The 22,919-nt window shown below is 26.9% G+C and carries 19 protein-coding genes and 1 pseudogene; 3 read left to right on the forward strand and 17 right to left on the reverse strand.

Going from position 1 to position 22,919, the window contains the following annotated elements:
- Positions 1-28: 28 nt before the first annotated feature.
- The 9 genes and pseudogenes from AB8B22_RS07145 to AB8B22_RS07185 all read right to left on the reverse strand — a co-directional run bounded on the left by AB8B22_RS07145 (position 29) and on the right by AB8B22_RS07185 (position 9,251).
- The gene (locus AB8B22_RS07145; protein WP_369710592.1) at positions 29-778 is read right to left on the reverse strand and encodes a class I SAM-dependent methyltransferase; all 750 of its coding nucleotides are present in this window, start codon (positions 776-778) and stop codon (positions 29-31) included.
- A gap of 121 nt (positions 779-899) precedes the next feature.
- Entirely contained in the window at positions 900-1,388 is a 489-nt protein-coding gene (ilvN, locus tag AB8B22_RS07150; protein WP_018498824.1) for an acetolactate synthase small subunit, read from the reverse strand.
- A complete protein-coding gene (gene ilvB, locus AB8B22_RS07155; RefSeq protein ID WP_369710593.1) occupies positions 1,381-3,102 on the reverse strand; it encodes a biosynthetic-type acetolactate synthase large subunit in 1,722 nt (573 codons plus the stop codon). The genes ilvN and ilvB overlap by 8 nt, the downstream gene beginning before the upstream one ends.
- 34 nt (positions 3,103-3,136) lie before the next feature.
- Positions 3,137-4,360 (reverse strand): threonine ammonia-lyase, encoded by a 1,224-nt coding sequence (gene ilvA / locus AB8B22_RS07160; protein ID WP_369711938.1) that lies wholly within the window; start codon positions 4,358-4,360, stop codon positions 3,137-3,139.
- A gap of 13 nt (positions 4,361-4,373) precedes the next feature.
- Positions 4,374-5,249, reverse strand: a complete 876-nt coding sequence (locus AB8B22_RS07165) for an alpha/beta hydrolase fold domain-containing protein (protein WP_369710594.1) — start codon at positions 5,247-5,249, stop codon at positions 4,374-4,376.
- A gap of 150 nt (positions 5,250-5,399) precedes the next feature.
- Entirely contained in the window at positions 5,400-6,371 is a 972-nt protein-coding gene (locus AB8B22_RS07170) for a hypothetical protein (protein WP_369710595.1), read from the reverse strand.
- A 2-nt stretch (positions 6,372-6,373) separates the two neighbouring features.
- Positions 6,374-8,042 (reverse strand): annotated as a pseudogene (gene ilvD / locus AB8B22_RS07175) (dihydroxy-acid dehydratase).
- 220 nt (positions 8,043-8,262) lie between these two features.
- Positions 8,263-8,412, reverse strand: a complete 150-nt coding sequence (locus AB8B22_RS07180; RefSeq protein ID WP_157697363.1) for a LemA family protein — start codon at positions 8,410-8,412, stop codon at positions 8,263-8,265.
- Positions 8,413-8,603: 191 nt separating this feature from the next.
- Positions 8,604-9,251, reverse strand: a complete 648-nt coding sequence (locus AB8B22_RS07185) for an OmpA family protein (RefSeq protein ID WP_369710596.1) — start codon at positions 9,249-9,251, stop codon at positions 8,604-8,606.
- A 180-nt stretch (positions 9,252-9,431) separates the two neighbouring features.
- On the opposite strand from AB8B22_RS07185, the gene priA reads away from it, so the two are divergent.
- The 3 genes from priA to AB8B22_RS07200 all read left to right on the forward strand — a co-directional run bounded on the left by priA (position 9,432) and on the right by AB8B22_RS07200 (position 12,474).
- Positions 9,432-11,606: a replication restart helicase PriA gene (gene priA / locus AB8B22_RS07190; RefSeq protein WP_369710597.1), complete on the forward strand. Its 2,175-nt coding sequence runs from the start codon at positions 9,432-9,434 to the stop codon at positions 11,604-11,606.
- An 81-nt stretch (positions 11,607-11,687) separates the two neighbouring features.
- Positions 11,688-12,071, forward strand: coding sequence for a hypothetical protein (locus AB8B22_RS07195; RefSeq protein WP_369710598.1), 384 nt, complete (start codon positions 11,688-11,690; stop codon positions 12,069-12,071).
- Positions 12,072-12,084: 13 nt separating this feature from the next.
- On the forward strand, positions 12,085-12,474 hold the full coding sequence (locus tag AB8B22_RS07200; protein WP_369710599.1) for a hypothetical protein: 390 nt from the start codon (positions 12,085-12,087) through the stop codon (positions 12,472-12,474).
- A gap of 274 nt (positions 12,475-12,748) precedes the next feature.
- Here AB8B22_RS07200 and AB8B22_RS07205 read toward each other — a convergent pair whose 3' ends face one another.
- From AB8B22_RS07205 to AB8B22_RS07240, 8 genes are all read right to left on the reverse strand, one after another.
- Positions 12,749-13,399, reverse strand: coding sequence for a CRISPR-associated endonuclease Cas6 (locus tag AB8B22_RS07205; protein ID WP_369710600.1), 651 nt, complete (start codon positions 13,397-13,399; stop codon positions 12,749-12,751).
- A gap of 103 nt (positions 13,400-13,502) precedes the next feature.
- Positions 13,503-14,258, reverse strand: coding sequence for a hypothetical protein (locus tag AB8B22_RS07210; protein ID WP_369710601.1), 756 nt, complete (start codon positions 14,256-14,258; stop codon positions 13,503-13,505).
- Between the two features lie 51 nt (positions 14,259-14,309).
- The gene (locus tag AB8B22_RS07215) at positions 14,310-15,017 is read right to left on the reverse strand and encodes a hypothetical protein (RefSeq protein WP_369710602.1); all 708 of its coding nucleotides are present in this window, start codon (positions 15,015-15,017) and stop codon (positions 14,310-14,312) included.
- A gap of 16 nt (positions 15,018-15,033) precedes the next feature.
- The gene (locus AB8B22_RS07220) at positions 15,034-15,399 is read right to left on the reverse strand and encodes a hypothetical protein (RefSeq protein WP_369710603.1); all 366 of its coding nucleotides are present in this window, start codon (positions 15,397-15,399) and stop codon (positions 15,034-15,036) included.
- Between the two features lie 122 nt (positions 15,400-15,521).
- Positions 15,522-17,990, reverse strand: a complete 2,469-nt coding sequence (locus AB8B22_RS07225) for a hypothetical protein (protein WP_369710604.1) — start codon at positions 17,988-17,990, stop codon at positions 15,522-15,524.
- Positions 17,991-21,782 carry a serine/threonine-protein kinase gene (locus tag AB8B22_RS07230; protein WP_369710605.1) on the reverse strand — a complete coding sequence of 1,264 codons (3,792 nt, stop codon included), beginning with the start codon at positions 21,780-21,782 and terminating at the stop codon, positions 17,991-17,993.
- A complete protein-coding gene (locus AB8B22_RS07235; protein WP_369710606.1) occupies positions 21,779-22,456 on the reverse strand; it encodes a metallophosphoesterase in 678 nt (225 codons plus the stop codon). The genes AB8B22_RS07230 and AB8B22_RS07235 overlap by 4 nt, the downstream gene beginning before the upstream one ends.
- A complete protein-coding gene (locus AB8B22_RS07240; RefSeq protein WP_369710607.1) occupies positions 22,425-22,916 on the reverse strand; it encodes a hypothetical protein in 492 nt (163 codons plus the stop codon). Before AB8B22_RS07240 ends, AB8B22_RS07235 begins: the two co-directional genes overlap by 32 nt.
- Positions 22,917-22,919 lie beyond the last annotated feature (3 nt).

A 22,919-nucleotide genomic window follows, 5' to 3' on the forward strand; every position in this document is an offset into this window, starting at 1 on the left:
TTTTACAATCCTCTCAAAATAAAAATAACTATTCCTTCACAGCCTCAAATCTCAATCTTACATAATCAGCTATAATTTGTCCATTTTCATTTTTTTCAAGCTCTTTTTCTACTTTTTCAGCTATTTCATCAATCAATTTTTCGTGCATCTCTTTCGGAATATTCACAAAAGCAGGTGCAGAAAAGGTTTGTAGCCATCCTTTTATTCCAGTAGGAAGTAAGGTTGGACGAGAAAAACTTGTCATTTTTTTCACTTTTAAGCCATATTTTTTTAATAATTCTTTTTCTTCTTTTTCTGTCGGAAAAAACCAGCATTTTACAGCTTTAAAATTATGTTTTTGGGCAACTTCAAACATTGCATTTTCTATTTTTTCCACATTTCCTTTGCAACCCATTTCAACCACAAATCGTCCACCTTTTTTCAGTGCCTTTGAAACACCTTCCAAAACTTTATTTGAATCTGTCATCCAATGAAGTGCCGCATTGGAAAAAATCGCATCAAATTCATTTTCAAAATTCATATTCTGTGCATCGCCTTGTATTGCGTGAACTCCCAATTTTCTAGTCGCTTCAACAAATTTCTGGCTTCCATCCAGTCCCAGAACTTTACACCCATATTCTGAAATTTTTTTAGTCAATACCCCGTCTCCACAGCCCAAATCCAAAATATACTCATCTTTTTTTGGACTCAGCCATTCTATCAGTTCTTCTCCGTAATCAGAAACAAATCGTGCATTTTTCTCATATTTTTCCTTTTCCCAATGCTGACTCACACTCATTTTTTGTACCTTCTTTCTGTACTATTCCTGTTTATATTTTCAACAAGAATTTTTACTTTAGCAAAAAATTTCTATTTTCCTAATATTTAAGCTCAAAATTTATTTCAAGATTTCTAAAATTTTATAATTTTTCTCCACGGCTCATTGCTACAACTCCAGTTTTTGCGATTTCCAAAATTCCGTAATTGTGCATTATTTCCACAAATCCACGCAATTTTTTCACATCCCCTGTAAGTTCGATAACTAACGAAGTTGGCGACACATCTAGCACTTTTCCTCTGTAAATATCAGCAACTTGAACAATTTGTGCCCTAGTTTCTGGAGCAGATTTCACTTTTATCAACATCAATTCTCTTCTTATGACATTTTCAACCGGGAACACTTTTACTTTTACAACATCCACAATTTTATAAACTTGCTTTTGAATCTGATTTAATGTCTTGTCATCTCCGTCAACTGTCAAAGTCAATCTGGCATAACCAGGCTTATTTGTAACTCCTGCTGTCATTTTTAAAACCGAATATCCCCTTCTGTTGAATAAAGACATTATTCTTGACACAATTCCATCGGTATTTTTCGCAATTATTAAAATTTCATGTTCTCTATTCATTTTCTAACTCACCTTTCTTTCCGATCATTTGACTTACAGTTTTTCCAGCTGGAATCATTGGAAATACGTTTTCTTCTTTTTCAACAACACATTCGATTAACACACCTTCATCAGATAATATCAAATCTTTTAATTTTGTTCTCAAATCTTCTTTATTTGTCAATTTCGCATTTTTAATTCCATAGGCATCCGCAATTTTTATAAAATCTGGATTTACTTCTAAATTAACAAACGAGTATCTTCTATCCTTAAATAATTCTTGCCATTGTCTAACCATTCCCAAATAAGAATTGTTTAAAATAACAACTTTTACTGGCAAGTTGTACTGTTTAATCATCATTAATTCTTGCACTGTCATCTGAAAACCACCATCGCCAACGATTAACACAACTTTTTTATCAGGTGCTCCAATTTGCGCTCCAATTGCTGCAGGAAGTCCGAATCCCATTGTACCAGCTCCTCCTGAAGTTACGATTGAATCAGGATTTTGATAGGTAAAATATTGAGCAGCCCACATTTGATGCTGACCAACATCGGTTACTATAATTGCGTCCCCTTTTAAAATATCGTCAATCGCTTGTAAAACTTCTTGTGGAAGCAATTTATCCTCTCCAACTTTTCTGTACCCTAATGGATATTCTTTTTTCCACTCAATAACTTTTTCAACCCATTCTCTATGAGTTTGTGGCTCAACTGCCTGATTAATTTCATACAACACGTGTTTTAAGTCCCCAACGATTGGCACATCAGCTCTTTTATTTTTATCAATTTCCGCTGGATCAATATCAATGTGAATTACTTTCGCATTTTCAATAAATTTATTAGGATTTCCAGCAATTCTGTCGTCGAATCTGACTCCAGCAGCAATTACTAAATCTGCTTCATCAGTCGCATAATTTGCAGGCACAGTTCCATGCATTCCAAGCATTCCAAGCGACAACTCATGTGAACCAGGAAATGCTCCCAATCCGAGCAATGTCATAGCCACAGGTGTCTGTGTCTTTTCGGCATATTCAAACAGTTCTTTCGACGCTTTCGATTTTAAAACTCCTGCTCCTGCAATTATTAATGGTTTTTTTGCTTCTTTTATCAATTTTATAGCTCTTTTTATTTGAACTGGATGCCCTTCATAAGTTGGTGAATACCCTTCCAGCTCAATTTTTTCCTCAAATAATCTTTCAAATTCAGCGTATGGAATTTTGTGAACTTGAATGTCATTTGGAATGTCAATAAGAACTGGTCCCGGTCTTCCTGTTGTTGCGATATAATAAGCTTCTTTCACAATTCTTGGTATTTCTTTTACATTCTGAACAAGATAATTACTCTTTGTAATCGGCATTGTAATCCCTACTGTATCAGTTTCCTGAAAAGCATCTCTTCCCAATAAATTTGATCTAACTTGTCCAGTTATTGCTATCATTGGCACAGAATCCATATGTGCTGTCATTATCCCAGTTACTAAGTTCGTTGCACCAGGCCCTGAAGTTGCAAGGCAAACTCCCACTTTTCCAGAAACTCTCGCATAACCATCTGCCGCATGAGATAATCCTTGTTCATGTCTAGCAAAATAGTAATTTATTTTATCATAACTATATATTTCATCAAATATAGGAATTATCGCTCCTCCAGGATACCCAAAAATATCCGTTATTCCTAATCTGTGTAACGATTCCAATAACATTCTTCCACCGTTAATCATTTTAGTTTCACTCATTTTTTAAACCACCTTTTCTTAATTTTTTTTTCTTTTAATCATCTATTATCGCTTGAGAATTCAATCTTTTTATTCTATATCCTCTTTTCTTAAATTCTTCTGTTATTTTATTTATATGCTCTTCTCCATTAGTTTCAACCGTAACTTGTAATTCAACCTCGTGAAATCTGTCCAGATTTTTGAACTGATTATGTTCCAGTCTTATTACATTCGCATTTTGCTTCGACAGAATTTGCGACACAGCCACCAATTGCCCTGGTTTATCAGGCAAATCTACTGCAAACGTAAAAATTCTTCCTCTGGCTATCAATCCTTTATTAATCATAGATGAAATAGTTAATACATCTATATTACCACCACTTATTATTGAAATTATTTTTTTGCCTTTGACATTTAATTTTTTTAATCCTGCCACCGACAAAATTCCTGAATTTTCTGCAACAATTTTATGTTTTTCAACCAAAATTAAAAACGCCGCCATCAACTCATAATCAGATACAGTAACTATATCATCTACATATTTTTCGATGTAATCAAATGTAATTTCACCAATTTTTTTCACAGCTGTTCCATCTGCAATTGTATTCGCTTCAGCTAATTCAACTACATGTTTATTTTTCCTAGCTTCTAGTGCACTTGCTGCACCTTCTGGCTCAACACCAATTATTTTTATTAGTGGATTTTTCAATTTTGCAGCCGAAGCAATCCCTGAAATCAGTCCTCCACCACCAATTGGCACCAAAATTATATCCGCATCAGGCAACTCATCCAACACTTCCAGAGCAATTGTCCCTTGCCCTTCAATAACATCTTCGTCATCAAATGGATGTACAAAAGTATATCCTTCTTTTTCCTGCAATTTTTTAGCATACTCGTAAGCCTCGTCATAAACTTCCCCAGTCAAAATAACTTCCGCACCGTATCTTTTAGTCGCTTCAACTTTAATAAGCGGCGTATGTTTAGGCATAACAATTACAGCCTTAATTCCCAATTTTTGAGCAGCTAGTGCCACTCCTTGCGCGTGATTTCCCGCTGATGCTGCAATTACCCCTCTTTTTTTCTCTTCTTCCGTCAATTTTGCAATCTTATTATAAGCACCTCTTATTTTGAATGCTCCTGTTCTTTGCAAGTTTTCTGGTTTGATATAGACATCGTTTCCAGTTTCATTGGAAAAAATGTTGCTATAAATCAATTTAGTTTTAGTAATCACAGTATTTAACCTTTCCCTTGCTTCCATAAAATCATATAGTTTATGCAATTTTTTCACCTTCTTAAAAATTTTTATTTTTTAATTTTTTATCTAAAAATTCTATTATTATCTTTATAATTTCAGGCTGAAACCAATATTCATCGGAATGACCTGCTCCCTTTATCACGTATCTTGTTGACTCTACCCCTCTTTCAATCAATGCCCTATGAAGTTTTTCCGTTTGAACTGGAGGAACTAACGTGTCTTTATCCCCATGCATTAATAGAAATGGTGGAGTTTTGGACGAAATATGTGGTATAGGATTTGTTATTTCTATATTGTTTCTTACGTCGTCTAACCAAAATTTTACTGATAAAAATGTTGCTCTATAGCTTTCCTCAATATCATCAGGAATTTCAAACTCTGTTTTCCCAAATTCTGTTATTCCATAAATATCAATAACTGCCTTTATATCACTATTTTCAGATAAGTTTTCCCCTTTGTCAAAATCCCTAGTTCCATTTGTCGCACCAGCCATTGCCACCAGATAACCTCCAGCTGACTCGCCCATTATAGCTATTCTTTCCTTATCTATGCCATATTCATCAGCATTTGCCTTCAAAAATCTTACTGCCGCCTTCACATCTTCCACGCTTTGTGGAAACACTCCATCGGGAATAGTTCTATATTCTATACTTGCAACCACATAACCCGCCTTTGCAATTTCCAATCTCTGCTGCAAATAGTTTTCCTTGTAGCTATGTGCAAATGAACCACCTGGAACAAATAGCACTGCTGGATATTTCTCAGCCTTATACGGTTTCAAAATATCCATTTCCAATTTAATTTTTTTCCCAAAATAGCTGACTGGCTGAGAATAAGTAATATTCACTATCGACTTTATTTTTTCCTGTGTCAGCTCAATATTTAAAACTTTACTTTCTCCACCATTTCCCATCTCACTTTTCTCCTTTACTATATACTCAAATTTTCTTAAAGTTTTACCCTTTTAAGTTTATTTGAGTATATCAATTTTTATATTAAAGTTTCTATAATATATCAGTTTTAAAAATTTTATCTGATAATCAGCCATATAACAATTGATATTTCATTTAAAAGATAATTTTTGTTTATATTTTTCAAAAATTTCTTGAATTCCACTGTCATTATAAATATTTTCATAAGCAGTTACAATAACTTGTAGTTCTTTTAGAAAATCTTCTTTAGAAATTATTTCTACATTTTCTTTTTCTCTCTTCCCTTTAAATCTTTCTGGAATTAAAGTTTTAATTTCTTCTTCCAATATAAAATCACTCATCATATTATTATATTTTTTTCTATCAAACCATTCATAAATTTTTCCATTTTTATATCCTGTATAGTAATAAAATATAATATTTTTATCTCCTTTTGACATTATATTAAAATATAATTCTCTTTCATTAAAATGTCCAAATTTTTCTCTTTCTTTTTCAAAAAATTCATTTTTCCCATTTAAAAAATTTTTTAATATATTTTCACCCATTAAATAAGAAAAAAATAATTTTAATATATCTTTATCCCAATAATTTATCGCTTCTCTTTTAAAATTAATAATTCCTAAGTTATATTTATTACTTTCATAGTTATATTTTAAAAGAAAATCCCGAAGTTTGTCTCTCACAAAAATACTCTTAACATCTAAATCGATTTTATATTTTTTAGATTCCCCAATGTAATTAGTATAATTAACAAATTCCTGTTCAATAAAAGCTATCATATCAGGATAACAATGAATATTTTTAAAATAATACATTAAAAAATATTGCAATATTTCTTCATAAGAAAAATAAACTCTTATTTCAACATTATTCAAATAGTCATATTCAGATATATATACTGCTGTTTCATCCTCATTATTCCATCCCCCATTTATTAAAAAACCTAAATATTCTCCTGAACCTTTTCCAGCATCATCAGTATAAAATTCATTTATAATATCTGGAAAATCATTAATATAATTCATTGCTGATACAAAAAATTTATATTTATTTATTCCTATTTCTTCAAATACACGATCCTTAATTTTTTTTATGTTCATAACTAATCCAATATCTCGATAGCCCCTCTATCTGCAGAAGACACGTGCATAGCATATTTTTTTAAATATCCTTTAACTTGAAGTTTAAATGGTTCCAATTTAGCTTTTCTAGCTTCAATTTCTTCATCCGAAATTTTAATATTTATTGTTCTGTTTGGAATATCAATTTCAACAGTATCTCCATCTTGAATTATCGCAATATTTCCACCTGAAGCAGCTTCTGGCGAAACATGCCCAATTGATGCACCTCTTGTCGCTCCTGAAAATCTTCCATCAGTGATTAAAGCAACATCTTTATCTAATCCCATTCCAGCAATCATAGCTGTTGGCGATAGCATTTCCCTCATTCCAGGTCCACCTTTTGGTCCTTCATATCTGATAACCACAACATCTCCTGCTACAATTTTTCCACCTGTAATCGCTTCGACAGCTTCTTCTTCACTGTTAAATACTTTTGCTGGTCCTGTATGCTGTAGCATTTCTGAATCTACCGCTCCTTCTTTAACAACGCATCCATCTGGTGCCAAGTTTCCTTTTAATACAGCAATTCCTCCAGTTTTGTAAGCTGGTTTATCCCAAGGTTTGATTACATCGTCATCATTAATGAATGCATCTTTTGCCAATTCTCCTTGTGTTTGCAATGCTACAGTTTTTGCATCTCCATGTAATCTTTCATTTTCAAGTAATCTCTTCATAACTCCAGTAACTCCACCCGCTCTATACAAGTCTTCAATGAAGTATTCTCCAGATGGCGATAATTTACAAATTTGACGAGTTTTTTGCGCAATTTCATTAAAATCACTTAAAGTCAAGTCAATTCCAGCTTCATGAGCAATCGCAGGTAAATGCAGAGCTGTATTAGAAGATCCTCCAAGTGCCATATCCACTGCAACTGCATTTTCAAACGCTTCTCTTGTCAAAATGTCGCTCGGTCTTAAATCTGCTTTTAAAACTTCCATAATTTGCATTCCTGCTTTTTTAGCAAGTCTTGCTCTTTCTGAAAATACCGCTGGAACAGTTCCGTTTAAGTCCCATTCCAAGTGCTTCTGTCAAGCAGTTCATCGTATTTGCCGTATACATTCCAGAACATGATCCACAAGTAGGACAAGCCATTTCTTCAACTGAATTTAATTCTCTTTTAGTAATTTGCCCAGTATTGTAAGCTCCAACCGCTTCAAACACATTACTAAGTCCAATTTTCTTACCTTTATAAACTCCCGCAAGCATAGCTCCTCCACTTACAAATATTGAAGGAATATTTAACCTTGCCGCCGCAATCAACATTCCAGGCACTACTTTATCACAGCTTGGCATAAATACAATCGCATCAAACGGAGTAGCCATAGCAACTGCCTCAATCGAATCTGCAATTATATTTCTTGTAACCAGCGAATATTTCATCCCAATGTGGTTCATCGCAAGTCCATCACAAATCCCAATAGTATTAAATTCCATTGGAACTCCTCCAGCCATTCTAATTCCATCTTTTACTGATTGCACCAAGTTTTTCAAATGAACGTGTCCTGGTATAATTTCATTAAACGAGTTTGCAATCCCAATTATTGGTTTTTCCATTTCTTCACTTATAAAGCCTAATCCTTTTAACAACGATCTATGTGGCGCTCTTGCTGCACCTTCTGTTAAATTGTTACTTCTTTTTTTCCCTTGCATTGATTTTCACTCTCCTAATTTTTTATTTCCTTAAAATTTTAGATTTTCCACTTTGTTTATTTTACCACATTTTTTATAATTTTTATATTTTTTTTATATTTATTTATTTTTTCAAATTAAAAAGACAGCTCTAAAGAGAACTGCCTTAAAAGTCTAGTATTCACAAACATTCACAAAATTTCAAATCTAAATAATTTCATTTACGGATTACATTAAATTATTATCGCTTAATCTTAATATCCATTACAGTGCTTTTATGAAAATTATTCCAAGAAACTCTTAAGGCACAATATTTTAAATTTTGTACAACTTTAATTTCTAAAATTTCTAAAACCAGTAATAATGATAAGACTAAAATCAATAATAACATAATTTTCCTCCAATTTATTAAAATTTTAAAAGAAACTATTTTTTTATTTCACGCATTTATTATAGCAAACTTCCTATATTTTGTAAAATATATTATATATATTTAACTATTAGTATAATATATATCTAAATATACAATTTTTTTTCTTAAAAATAAAAAACTACCAAGTTAATGGTAGCCAAAAAAATTTACTATTTTTGATTCGCAACTATATTTATTTCAACTCTTCTGTTTTGCTGTCTTCCTTGTACTGTCGAATTACTTGCGATAGGATTTCTGCTTCCATAACCTGTGGAAGTAATTCTTGAACCTGCAACTCCATCTGCTTGTAATAAATTTGCAACTGCATTTGCTCTATTTACTGACAATGGATTATTTATTGCATCATTTCCTGTGTTATCAGTATGTCCTGAAACTATTATTTTTGAATCAGGATAAGCCTTTAAAGTAGCCGCAATTGATTCGATTGTTCCTTTAAATTGCGATTTTACAATGTAACTATTTGTATCAAATGTGATATTTTCAGGTGCAACCAATTTAATTTCACCTTCTCCAGTTCTTTCAACCTTCACTCCAGTTCCACTCAATTTTTCTTTCAACTCTTTTTCCTGTCTGTCAAAAATGTTTCCAATTAATGCACCAACTGCTGCACCTCCAGCTGTACCAATAAGCGTCCCTTTCGTATCTTTTCCAATAGCTTGTCCTATTACCGCCCCAGCTGCCGCACCAATTCCTGTTCCAATTCCAGTCTTGCTAATTTTTCGAGTTCCGTCCGCTGCCGTTGTACAAGAAATAGCTATTAACACCAATAACATAACGATTGCTAATATTTTTTTCATATCTCTTCCTCCTTGAAAGTTTTATATGCTTAATAAATTATACAACATTTTTACTTTCATTTCAGCTTGTTTTTACTTTGAAAATATTTTATTATAATCTATCTTTATCTATCTTGCTTGATTTTTTTTTTAATAAAATGTAAAATAAATATACTTCATAGAACAGGGGGAACTTATAAAATGTATTATTATGAAATTTATGTAGAAAACAATATAAGACTTTTTACCTACAAATCTGAAGAAAAGTACGAAATTGGTCAGTGGTGCATCGTCAATTTCATAAATCGTGATAAAATGGGAATTATAGTAAATATTGTAAAGGAAGAAAAAATTGACTTTGACAAAAAAAAATTAAAGTCTATCATTTGCACAGCTCCTGTTCTTTCAATTCCACTTGAAATAATGAAACTTGCAAAATGGATAAAAAACTATTATTTAAGTGATTTTTTTAGTGTTTTTAAAACTATTTATCCTGGAACATTAAAATTGAATTATTCTAAAAGAGCCATTTATTTGAAAGACTTTGACGAAGATTTTAAAAATTTAGAAGCTCAAAAATTTAATGAATATATGAAAAAAAGGCCAGAAGTCACTTTAAATACTTTGCAAAAAAATTTTTCAGAAGAAATTATTAAAAAAGCTATAAAACAAAAAGTTATTTCAGTTGAAAAAAAAGTTATTTTAAATTCTAAAATTTCAAATAAGAGAAAGAATACAGGAAAAATTATTGAGAAAAAGATAACTTTGAACGAAGAACAGCAAAATGCTGTAAATGCTATAAAAAATAGTAAAAAACAAATTTTCTTGCTAAAAGGCATTACCGGTTCTGGAAAGACTGAGATTTATATTAATCTTATAAAGGAAGCACTAAAAAATGGATATGGAAGCATATTTTTGGTGCCAGAAATTTCACTTACGACACAGATGATAGAGCGACTGGAAGAAGAATTTTTGGATGAAGTTGCTATTTTGCACAGTAAACTTAGCGATAAAGAAAAGCGAGAAGAATGGACTTTTATTAGAAATGGGGAGAAAAAAATCGTAATCGGAGCAAGATCTGCCATCTTTGCGCCTGTTCAAAACTTAAAATACATAATTGTTGACGAAGAACATGAAAATACTTACAAGCAGGAAAATAATCCCCGTTATCACACAAAAAATGTCGCAATAAAAAGAGCGCTTTTAAACGAAAATACAAAAGTCAAAGTTATCTTGGGTTCAGCAACTCCATCATTTGAAAGTTTTTACCAAGCAAAACAAGGCGATATACAGTTAATTGAATTAAAAAATAGATTTCAAAATTCTAAAATTCCAGAATATGAAATTGTAAATTTAAATGAAACAACAGAAAATTTTTCAGAAAAACTGTTAAAAGAAATCTCTCAAACTTTGCAAAAAAAAGAGCAAATTATACTGATTTTAAATAGAAAAGCGTTTTCAAACTTTTTAAAATGCAAAAATTGCCAAAATATCCCAACTTGTCCAAATTGCAGTATTTCGCTAACTTACTACAAAAAAACTAATCAGCTGAAATGCCATTACTGCGGATATGAAGAACATTTTAGTGGATTTTGCAAGGAATGTGGCAGCGAAAAAATGCAGCAAATGGGGATGGGGACTGAAAAAGTTGAAGAAGAATTGAAAGAATTTTTTCCAACTGCAAAAATGATAAGAGTGGATTCTGAAACAATGAAAACTAAAAGCGACTATGAAAAAATTTATAATGACTTCAAAAATCAAAAATACGATATAATGCTGGGAACCCAAGTTATCGCAAAAGGACTTCACTTTCCAAATGTCACATTAGTTGGAATTATCAACGCTGACATAATTTTAAATTTTCCAGATTTTCGTGCCGGAGAAAAAACTTTTCAGCTGTTGACACAGGCTTCTGGACGAGCTGGAAGAGGTTCAAAAGATGGAAAAGTCATAATTCAGACATTTAACGAAAATAACGATGTCATTACAAAAACAATTGAAAATGATTACGAAGGTTATTACAAAAATGAGCTATTTTTGCGAAAATCTTTTAATTATCCGCCTTTTGGCCGACTTATCGCAGTTGTAGTTTCTTCAAAAAAAGAAGATTTAGCACAAAAAAAAGCGAATGATTTTTACAAAACTATTTCCAAAATTGTTGACGAAAATATGGAAATATCTGAAAATGAATTTATTTCAGAACCTTTTTGCGCTCCAATTTTTAAAATAAACTCAAGATTTCGCTACCAAATTTATTTTAAATTTAATAAAGAAAATATATTAAAAATAAAAAAAATTATAAAAAAATATTTGGCTAAATTTAATGACAGTAATGTGAGAATTACAGTTGATGTTGATCCTGTTAATATGATGTAATAAATAAAAAACTATACAAAAATAACGGTAGATTAAATCTTATTAATTAAAGATAGAAAAATTAGGATGTGAAAATATTTAATGAAAGTAAAATTAAAAGAAGACGGAACGATTTATGAAGTTTTTGGAATTGTTATTTTAGATAATCAGGAAAAATTATTTTTGTTGTATAGCAATTTTGAAGTTCTTGGTACAGAGTTAGAAATTATTGATGGAAGAATACCTTTTAATTGGCACTGGAAAGCAATAAATGAAAAATGGTGCAAAGTAGTCATAGGTCCAAAAAAATTAACAAAAAATCTTATTTACGCCGCTTATCACTGGGAAGGAAAAGAAGCAATAGAATATTTGAAATTACAATCTAATGAAATGAAAAAGAATTGGCAAAAAAATTTAGAATATTATGATGAAATTTTAGACTATAGTAAAATTTTTGATAATATGCTATACGAATTTGAAAAATAAATAGGGAGTTTGTATGAAAATAAGATATAAAAATAGTAAAAATATTATAGATTATCTGGTAATGGGAATATGCTATTTTAAAAATAATAAAAAACCATATTATTTAATAGAAGAAGAAAATGAAATAAAATGGGTTTCAGAAATTTATATTGATATAGAAAAATCTAAAATGCCATTTAACTGGTCTATTTCATTAGGGAATAATTCAAAATATGATTTTTTGTGTGGTTATTATGAATTATGCAACTTACCCGAGCATTTTGAAGGAATTATATCGAGAAATAAAAAGGATTTGGAAATTTTTAGAAAAAGAAAGAATGAATTAGAAATATGGTTAGAAAAATTAGATTATTATAATAAAGAAGTAACTTTTAATGACATATTATTTAAAATTAAATTTTAAACTTTATATAGTTTATCCTAAACTTTGATTATTAAATAGCAAACTGTTTTTCTGATTGTTAAAATAATATTCAATATCTCTGCTGCTCATCCCCTTTAGGGCAGAGAAAAAGAATTTGACCTTCAATGCTAATTTTCTTTTTAGCCATAACAAAAACCTCCAAATATTATATAGTTATTTTACCATATATTATTTAGAGGTTTTCACAAAAATTTTTATACACCCAAATATTACGAAATTAAACTCTTGATATTTCTCCTCCAAAAAATAAAAATTAAAAATTATTTTTTATAAAAGTTCCAAATCCAATACTTTTTCTTTTTCCAATCGAAAAATAATCTGGAAATTTCATATTCACAGAAAAACTCCCAATAAACGCTATCATATTTACATTTTTTAAATCTCTTGATGTTATTTCTAAATTTTGAGATACATAAATTTTATTTTCTCTGTCAAGCCAAATTCCCAATCCTTTTAAAACTTCTAATATATTATTCGTAATAGCTTGTTCCAATGTGTATTCTCTTTTCAAGTATTTTGCATAATTTTTTTCATTTAATGGCAAATAAGGTGTTATAAATCTATATTCATACATTTTATCGCCTGTATATTTTATCTCTTCATCGTATATTTCCAGCTCTTTCTGAATATCAAAAATAAAATTTCCATCAATATTTAAATAATCAACTTCCTCAAAAAGTTTTTTATTTATTTCAATAACCTCTTCACCAATTCCCATCACAGAAAGTGTATTTTTTATCAATTTATACTGCAACTTAGGATACGAATAATTATATCCGTCTGATAAATGATTATGGAATAACACATTTTCTTTATATTTATCTGCCAAAAAGCCTCTTAATTTTTCTAGGTCTCTCATTGTATGCTTTTCGTTTCTTTTGAATTTTAGTATTGAGTATTTCAATGATAACTATCCTTTCCTTTCAATATTCTTCTTAATTTCAACTAATACAAATTTATAACTGTATATTTAAATTATTTCTTTTATAATTACTTTTTATTTTTACTTAACTTTTTAAAATTATTTCTCCAAATCCATATTCTTTAAACTCACCTATTCCAGCATATCTTAGATACTGAAGAAGAACTAAAAAGAATTCCCCATAATATCCATATAATTCTATTTCTATATCTCCTATATATACTTTTTTTATATTATTATTTAATAAATTTACTTTTTTCTCTCGATAAAATTCTCTTTTTACTGTAATAAAATTTAATATTTTTTCTTTTAGTACTTTTATTTCTGCTTCTTCTAGTTTACTCTCTACTTCTTTTAAAATAATTTCTAAAATTTTTTCAAACCCAAAAATTGATTTTCCATCTACTAAAATTGGGGTAACAATTTTTAAATTTATTTTTTTTAAAAAATTAAATTTATTTATATCTAAATTTTTTACTTCTTTCCTAAGATCATACTCACCACACCAAGTATCATTCTTTGTTATAATTCCAGCTAACTGAAATATTCCTTCTCCTATTACTATATTTTCTTCATTTATAGCTAATTGAAATAATTGATCTCGTAACTTTAAAAGTTTTTCTTGTGTTTTGGTAGTTATCCTAATTTTATATTTTTCGTTTTTTTCTAATTCTATTCTTTTCTTAAAAAATTCCCCAAAAATATTAGATACTCTTAAATCATTTTTATCTTCTACTTCTAACATTTCAGAAATTTTTTTATGAATTTCTAAACCATATATTTTTGTATTATCTATTATTTTATTTTCTAATGCAGAAAGTTCTAAAATTATACTATTCAATTTTCTCCACTTCCATTTAAAAATTTAAACTTTTATAATCTCTATTATTTTTTATTTTATTTTTTCCATTAATTTTTTATCATAAACTTGATTAAAATTTAAGTTTCTTTTTACTTTATTAATACTTTTTTTATTTTTTTCTTTTTCTAATGCATGCCACTCCATTTTGCCTTTTTTTAATTCATTTTTTGTTATTCTCTCGAATTCCATCATTGTTGAAACACAACTTCTTCCTTTTCCTGGAATATCTAATTTCAAATTATCTTTTTTAATTTCAATAACTAAATCATTTTCTCCTTTTGGTGAAATAATTTTTCCATCTTCATCTATATATATTTCATTTCCCATTTCTTGTAATTTTGTAATTATATATTCTCTCAAAATTTCTTCATTATTTTTTTCTTCAAGTTTATCTTGATATTCATCATAATATTCTGTTGTTTTATCATAAATTTCAAAAATTTCAGAAAATTTTATAGTTTCATTCAATTTTTTTAAAAGTTTTTGATATTTTTTAACTTCTTCTATTTCGTTTTTACTTAAAAAATAATTTATGTATTCATTTATTGCTGATGCACTTCTATTTCTGTATTCTTCAATATTACTAGAAGAACTTTTTTGTAATTTTTCTAAATCCTTCTTAGAATTCTCTATTTCCTTTCTCATACTAGAATTTATTTGATCCATATTTCTTCTTTTTCTAAAAATGAAATTTTTGACATCATCTATAAAAAATTCAAACTCTATTCCTGCTGACATTTTTATTTCTCCTCACTTAATATAATAATTTTTCTAATATTTTAAATAAAATTATTGAATCTGATGTTGCAAATAATTGACTAACTTCTTCAGTTTTCCCTAAAACTTCCTCAAAATATTCTCTTTCATTATCCAATTCTATTACACCATTCTCAAAATATTTATCCAAAATCTCTCTCATGCCATAAAGAAATTCTTCTGATTTAGTTTCTGATATTTTATTTTTTTCCGAAAATTCTTTATAATCTTTTTCTTGTAATAATTTTTCAATTTTTTCTTTTATTTCTTCTTTTGAAATATTTAGTTCATTTTTTCTCTTTCTTTCAACAAGAGTATAAAACTCTCCAATTTCACTTATTTCGAATACTCTATCATCATTCATTTTAAGTACAATTAAAGCTGGTGCCTTTTCATCAAATTTTACATTTGAAAAAATTTTCTGTAAACTAGTATCTCTGATAATTGCTCTTTTTATAGATGCTTTTAAAGAATTTATTACCTTTTCTAAATCTTCTTTTTAAAATTATTCGGAATATAACCTTCATAATTTTTTGTATCATATTTTATATCTTCTAATCTTTCAGATATTTCTTCTAATGAAGGTCTTTCTGACTTTGTGATTGATAAAATCTCTTTTATTAAATCACTTACTCCTTCTGGAACATAATACATTGGTTGTATTTTTCTAATTTTAACTGTATTTTTTTCTTTGTTTTCTTCCCATAATCTATCTGAAGAAATATATTTCACAATAGATTTATCTATATCTTTCTCAAAATAAAATGCTTCTCTTACTTTTTCTTTATTTTCCAAAGACAAACTAGAATCTATAATTCCTGTTATAATATGATACCCATAAAATATTTCATATAACATTAACCCTAATATATAAATATTACTCTCTTTCCCAATATTTTTCTCTATATATTCTGGAGATTGATAAAGGCTACTTTTTTTACTCAAAGAACTGTTAGTTGAACTTAAACTTCCATTTGAATTAGTTTTTATATAATTTAAAAATCTAAATTTATATTTTCCATCGCTAATAACTAAATTATCTGGATTAAATCTATTAAAAAATATCTTTTCTGCTTCTAATTTTTTGAATGCTTCTATCAATTTACCAGCCTCTTTTAACTTCTCTTCATATGACATAACAGTATATTTGCTTTTAAATTCTTCATATAATTCTTTATAATCCTCTGTTATAATTTGTATTTTATTATCTTCTAAATAAAAATTATCAATTCTTAAAAAATTTTCTGAATTTTTACCTAATTTTTGATCATTTGAAAGAGCTACCTGTTTTTCAGCTTTTTTATTTTTATTCATTGTTTCAGTTAATTCAATATAAATCTTCAAATCTCCTGTTAAATTATTTTTGCATCTTATGTCTTTATACCAAGAAATATTATTTTTTAAATCTAACATTGTATACTCTTCTAAAATATCTATTTCTGGTAGTTCTTCTAATCCATCCTTTAATTTTTCAATTTCATCTTCAGATAGATATTTTTGCAAGATACTATTAATTTTTCCTGTTAGTGGACTACTCAATTTTTCTAAATACTCTTTACTTTCTATCAGAGCTATCCACAAAGAAGCTTTTCCTCTTTCTTGTTTAACTCTTACATCTTCTTCTAAAATATTTGTTATTTCATCTAATGTATCAGATAATTTTTCTTTTTTATTTATTCTTACATATTCTAATTTTGCTGACAAAAATTCATATTTTTTATTTTGAATATGTATAAAATCTGTAAAAAATATTTTTTTATCTACTTCTTCAAATTTAATTTTTAAAAATTCATTCAGATCATTCATATTATTCTCATTCAAATCATTTTTTATAGCTTCTAAGTAATATAATTTACCATATAGTGTCTCTTTATATTTTTCTATTTTTTTAGCTGCTAATCGATTTTCATTGTTTCTTAAATCCAAAATACCTTCAAAAAATTCTTTTTCCTCGAATGAATCAAATTTCATCAATAATTCTTTAATTTTTGAAAATTTTCTTCTATATAAAAGCACAAAAAATAAATAACTTATAAATTTTTTATTATTTTTTCTGTTCAAACAATATTCTTCTAATAGTTCACTGTATTTTTCCCAATAAAGTTTACTTATATTACTTGTATCATTTAAAAATAATTTTTCTGTCTTTTCTATATACTTTTCTATTTCCTCATCTTTATCTAATTTTAAATAAAAAGCCAATTTTGAAATATACTCTTTTTCTTTTTCTTTCTCTTGATAATTTTCTAAATATTTTTCAACATCTTTATATTTTCCACATTCAAATGAAGAATCAATAATTTTCTTTTCAACATCTCTTTCATCTTCTGATGTATTAAATTCCTTGTATTCAAGAAAAAGATTTAAAGCTTTTTCATATTCACCAGAATTGTAATAATAATTAGCAATATTATAAATAATTTCTTTTACAATCTCTAACTCCTTCATACTTGTATTTCTATCATTTACAAATCTATTTTTAAAAATTATAATGTTATCTTTTAATTTTTTTTCAATTTTTTCTATTTCAAAACTATTTTTATGTTCAATATGCTTTTTCAATTGCTTCTTTATCTTTTCAGTTATTTCTTTTGCTTCCAAGTATTCTTTTTCCGAAATTTTATTTCTATTTTTTAATTCTTGTTCCTCTTTCTCCTTTTTTTGTAATTGTTTTTTTGTCACTTCTTCTTTTATTTTATTTTCTTGTAATTTAATTTTATCTGATGCATCTCGGCTTCTTTTTAAATTTCTTTGTTCATTTTTTAAAGCTCTCATTTGTTCTTGCAATTGAAATATTGTATCTCTAAGTTCTTTTGTTTCTCTTTGATGCTGTCTTTCCTTTCTTAATACTTCATTCCTAAATTGTTCTTGTGTTCTTTGCTGTTCTCGTTGATTATACAATATTTCTTCATCTCTAGATTGACGGCTTCCAAAAATATTATTAAAAAATCCCATTTAAATCTCCTCAATAATTCTTTCTAATTCTTCTTTTATATCCCAAATATTTTCATATCTATCATTTTCATCTAATTCTAAACATTTGTCTATAATTTCTGATAAATTTAAATTTACTTCTTTATTTACTTCAACTGGACTTTGATATTTATATTCGACATTTTCAGTAACTATTCTTCCTTTTCTATGTCCAACAATTATTCCTTCTTCTCCCAATTCATTTCCATAAGGAACTTTTCCTACAAAACACTGATACATCATTATACCAAATGAGTAGATATCATCTTTTTCACTATATTTAACTTTCTCATTTTCTTTATAGGCAAGACATTGTTTTGGAGAAGAATACAATAAAGTTCCATACTTCCCATACTCTTCATATTTCGACTGTGAACAGCCAAAATCAATTAATTTTATGTTTCCATTTTTTTCAATCATAATATTATCTGGTTTTACATCAAGATGGTAAATTTCTTCGCTATAAATCAAATCCAAAGCATCACTTATTTTAATTAATTTTTCTAATTTTTCTTTTACTGTGTGATCTTCTTCCAAATATTTCTTAAATGTTTTACCCTCTATATATTCACCTATATACTCATCTTTATCATACTCATATACTTTCATTAATACCTCTAAATTCATTTCATTTAAAAGTCGCGCTTCATGATAAAAACTTTCATATTCTTCTATTTCTTTGTCTGCGCTATATCTTTTTAAGATAACTTTCTCATCAGTAATTAGATTATATCCTGCATAAATCTTACCAAATGCACCGTTAGAGAACTCTTCTTTGTCAAAAATATACTTACCTTTTTTATTTCCTGATAAAATCATAGAATAATATTTATTAAATAGTGGTATTTTTTTATAATATTTATCTTTTTTTACAATATATTCTTGTAAAGTTTCAACAGAAATTTCTTGAACATTTTTTTCTAAATACTTTTGTAAATTATAGCAACTATTTTTTATAATTTCATCTTTATTTTCATAAATTTTCAATTCTCCAATTACCTTTTCTTCTGTTACTTCATTAATTTTACAATAAATTTTTTCACCTAGATATAATTTTGAATCAGCAGTTACTAAAATTTGAGCTTCATAAATTTGGCATTTATATTTTGTTTCTGAAATTTTTTCTTTGACAATGACTTCAATTTCATTCCCTATCATATCCTTATTAAAAATATTAATTTTCAATATACATAAATCTTCTTCAAATCCAAAAATATAATAACTATAATTTGAATCTGACATATTTGAATCAAACTTCAACTTTATATTCAGTTTTTTATCATCCAATAAATATATATTTTTTGAATTTTCTATCTTTGGATATTTTTTTTGAACTAAAATATTTTTTATTTTTTGTTTTAGGGATACCTCTATTGTATTATTTAATAATTCAATTCCTTTCAATGAAACATATATTTTATTATAATTATCAGCAAATATTGAATACAAATCATTATAAATATCATTTAGGTCTTTATTTTCTTTTAAATGTAAATAATATTCTTTCAATTTCAATAAATAATTTTCTTTTGAAACTTCTTCAAACAAAAATTCATCTTTTTTTATTGAAAAAATAATTTTTTGATTTTTTACAATTGATTCAAAATATAACTTGTTTTCATCCATTTTTATTAATTTTTTATTTGTCATATTTTTTACATCTAAAACAAATTTTTCAAAATTAATTCCCTCTAATATTTTTTCTATTGTTAAATGTTCGTCTGGCATCTTTAATTGAATGGCCCTATCTTTTAAATTTAAGCTATTCATATTTTTAGGATAGCTATCAATTCTATATTTTTTATACGAATTATTTAAAAATTGATTTTTCAAATCTTCTACATTAGGATACAAAGAAATCTTATTATAAGGCAAATACCCTATTAAATCGCCTAAATTCAAAGAATAGCCTTGATTTGTCAAATTAAAATAAAAACCTTCATCATCTTCTGTAAAATAAATTCCTTCTATTTCACTGCCAACAGGATAATTCTCTTCTAACTCATATCGTATATTCGGTGATAATCTTTTACGAGACAATATCAATATATTCTTTTCTTTTTCTAAAACTCTAAATTGATATTTTTTATTTTTTTCAAAAGATAGTTCTGTAGAAAGATATGATATTTCTTCATTCGGAACCTTTACTTCTATATATTCATTATCTTTTTCATAAACTCCTACTAGCCCATGATAAGTTTTTTCTACTGTACACTCTAAAATATCACCTTTTTCAATTCTCTGCATTATTTTTCCTATTTTAGACGGATTATAACCTGTCAAAGATACTTCATTCATCTCAATTAAAACATTATCAATATAAAATTCATACAATTTATCTTTTTCATAATAATCTACTATATTAAATTTTGTTAATTTTTTTAATTTTTCTTTTGGAATAATTATTTTATATTCATTTTCAAGAATAACTTGAATATCATTATTTGTTATTTCATATACTCTTCCTATTATTGTATCACCTGAAAATTTTCCATCAAATATTTTAACTAACGGATTTTCTAAATATGGAAGTCTCGTATAAAAATAAAAAATTCCACCTACTTGATATTTATATCTCAATCTTTCAAAAACTTTTCCTACTTTTACAACACTTTCCAAATAATCAATATCTGAAGCTTCTATGAACAATCTATTATTTAACACATTTTTTTTATTTTGTAAACTCAACTGATATACAATTTTATTAGAAAATGTTTTTATTATTTTTGAGATATAGAAATTTTCTATTTCTTCTTCAGGATTCATCACTCGTTTTAATTGTATCCTGTTTCGATTTTCTTTTTTGTCTTTTGCTAATTCAAGACAAACCCAATCATCATGTAAAGTATCCAATAAACTTAATTCTATTAAACTAAAAGAATTTATATTAAATTTTGCTAATCCTATATCTTCTCTTTCTATATAATAAGTTAAATCATTAATATCTGATTCATTTTTTTTCATCTTTGCAAAAAATTCATCATCTTCTATTTGTATTCTCTCTTCAAATTCTTTATCCATCTGAATACTGTATACACCATATCTTATTTTTTTATTTATAATTTTACAGTTAAAGTATCTCTCTACTTTTTCATTTCCTATTCTTAAATTATCTATTATTTCATAATTTCTCTGATTATAGTAAGTATCTATTTTTGAGGAAATGAATAATTTAAATTTCAAGTTATTTTCTATATCTTCAACTAAATAACTCCAACCTTTTAATTCTATTTCATCTATTTCAATTATTTTCCCATTTATTTCTTCATTTTTTTTTCCACTTATTTCTTCTACACTATGAATAATTAATTTCTTTGAACTTTGATTTAATTTTTCTATCAGATTAATATATTTTTCTTCATTAACTTTATAACAACTTAAATTTTGTTTGCCTTTTTTACTATAAGTTATAATAAATTCTATCTCATCTCCAACTTTTGAATTAGAATCCATTTCATTCTTATAAATTAATCCATATTTATATTTATCAACCCTAACTAAATAAAAATTATTTGCAATTCTAAATATTTTCCCTTTATATACGACTCCTTCTAAAAATTCTTCTTTATAATAATTTGGATCAAATAAATTTGAGAAATAATCATATCGTCCGTTCTTTTTATTATATTTTAATTCCCAAACATCTCCTTCTTCAACATCATCATATACAAGAAAAACATTTTTTGGAAGTTTAACTTCTTTATCACCATCTTTATACAAAACAAAATCTGAGTATTTTTTTAAAATAAAATATCTTTTTTTATCATTTTTCATATATTTTCCTCACTCATATAAATTTTTTTGCTTTTTAACTCATAACATCCCAATCTGTTAAATTTATAAGTTCCACAATCCATTCCAATATAATTATAAAAATTATCTACTTTTATATTCCCATATTCCTGTATTCTATGCCCAAAAACTATTATTTTATTGTTTTTACTACTTTTATCTAACCAAAACCTATCTCTTGTCCATAAGATATATTTTTCGTCTTGATTTTCAAGCGATAATTTTTTATCTATCCCAGCATGAACAAATATATAATTTTCACTTTCTACAATATGTGGCATTTCATAAATAAAATCTAATATATTATCTTTTAATTCTTCATTATCTTCTAAAATTATTTTAGTTCCATTTCCTCCATTTTCTTTCATAAGATATGTTTTTGTATTGATATCCATATAATAATCTTCTAACATTTTTTCATGATTCCCTAACAAATGTATTAAATTATTTTCTTTTTTTAACTTAAATAATATTTCATAGGTTTTTTCTAATTCGTTTCCTCTGTCACAAGAATCACCTAAAACTATAAATAAATCTTCCTTTGAATACTTTATTTTTTTTAATAAATTTTCTAACAAATTCCCATGAGCATGAATATCTGAAATCACATAAATATTTCTATATTCATTTTCTTTTATTTTTAATATTTTTAACATAATCCTTTCCTATCTCTGAAAGTTTATACTCTTCCAAATTTTCATAATAAAAATTTTTTATTAATTCTGGTAAATTGCTATAGTCTCTTTTTGATATTTTATTTTTTATATCTTCTATGCCTAATCCTATATTATCTAAACCTAATCTCAATAAATTACTCTCTTTTACTTCTCTATTTTTCTGAAATAATCTTTTTGCTTCATGAGTATAAGAAAATAAAAGTAAATATGACCATACTCTTAAATTTTCTCCAAAATAATGTATTTCTATATTATCCTGCACTTTATTCTGGATTCTCCCTATTTTTTCATATAAATAATCTAAAAATTTCAAAATTTTATTTTTATCAACTTTTTCACCATTCAAATAGTCTATTTCATCTTCTAAAAAAATTATTAAATCGTAATTTTTATTTTCTATTTCTTTTTTATTTTTATTATCATATATTGCTACTCTCATTTT

The sequence above is a fragment of the Leptotrichia rugosa genome, from assembly GCF_041200005.1.
GTDB classification, from domain to species: domain Bacteria; phylum Fusobacteriota; class Fusobacteriia; order Fusobacteriales; family Leptotrichiaceae; genus Leptotrichia; species Leptotrichia rugosa.